At 55.1% G+C, this 1,315-nt stretch carries 1 protein-coding gene; it reads right to left on the bottom strand.

All coding sequences use genetic code 11. The features are described from left to right. The coding region (locus VZ94_RS21255) for an AMP-binding protein (protein WP_192828696.1) at positions 1-1,300 on the bottom strand (1,300 nt) is incomplete at its 3' end. Positions 1,301-1,315: the final 15 nt, after the last annotated feature.

Here is a 1,315-nt window from a genome sequence, read left to right as displayed (position 1 = left end):
AGCCATCGGCTGTATGCCGATAACGAAGCCGTACGCTATCGTGTAACGCCATGACGCGTTGCCACGCTTCACCTAAGCGGTTGGGCTCTAGTATGCTGGTTGGTGTCAGAGTCAGGCTTTGATTCCAATGCTGGATCTTGCTTAATGCTTGTTGGAAAAACTCATGTTGAATAGGTAACAGCGGGGCGTTGCCTTGGGCTGGAGCCTGCTCATGTTCGATAGTGGCGTTCTGACAGGTGGTCACTTGCGCCAATGCGCGTACGGTTTGATATTGAAACAACTGTTTAGCGCTAAACAACAACCCTTGCGCACGAGCGCGACTCACCAATTGAATCGCGACAATAGAATCACCCCCTAACTCAAAGAAATTATCCGTGACACCGAACTCGGCGTGTCCCAGCAACGCGTGCCACAACGCTAACAACTGCTGCTCTATCGCGTTACACGCCGCTTGTCGGCTGCGCGTAGCAGCAAAATCAGGTGCTGGCAACGCCGCACGGTCAAGCTTACCGTGCGCGGTACGCGGTAGCTGTGCCAACAGCACATACTGACTAGGAATCATCGCCTCTGGTAACTGCTGAGCCAACGCAGCTTTAAACGCCGCCGGGTGTAAACTGTCCGCATCAGCGGCGACACTGGCTTGTCTGACCCAATACGCACACAAATAGCGTTGACCGGCATCATCGCGCAGCACGACACAGGCATCGGCAACACCGGGCAATTGTCTTAAGGCCGCTTCGATTTCACCCGGTTCGATACGATAGCCACGTAGTTTGATTTGTTGGTCACGGCGCGCCAGATAAACAAACTCGCCCTCAGGCAAACGCCGAACTAAATCACCGGTGCGGTACATCCGACCACCGTCCTGAGCAAACGGGTCAGGAACAAAGCACGCCGCCGTTAACCCAGGCCGTGCATGATAACCCCGCGCCAAACAAGGCCCGGCGATGAATAACTCACCGACCACGCCGGGTGGCACCGGATTAAGATCCGCATCAAGCACATACAACGCGCGTGGCCCTAACGCCGTGCCGATAGGCGCATACGCCAGCCCAAGCTTTAGCTCAGTTAACCGCGCGCCCGGACACACCCACGCCAACGGCGTAATCACCGTTTCTGTCGGGCCATAGCCATTAATCAGCCGCGCAGGATTCAACCACTGCTTCAATGACGCTAAGCGATCAGCGGCCACTGCTTCACCGCCGACGCACACAACGCTTAAATTAATAGGTTGATTTAATCGGGCTAAGGTATCGACCAAATGATAAGCATGACTGGTCGGTGGGTATAGCACCGACACCTGATGACGAGTCAT

The sequence above is a fragment of the Methylocucumis oryzae genome (genome assembly GCF_000963695.1).
In the GTDB taxonomy this organism is placed as follows: Bacteria; Pseudomonadota; Gammaproteobacteria; order Methylococcales; family Methylomonadaceae; genus Methylovulum; species Methylovulum oryzae.
The sequence above is the reverse complement of the archived record's forward strand: the minus strand, read 5'-3'. Positions and strand labels throughout refer to the sequence as shown.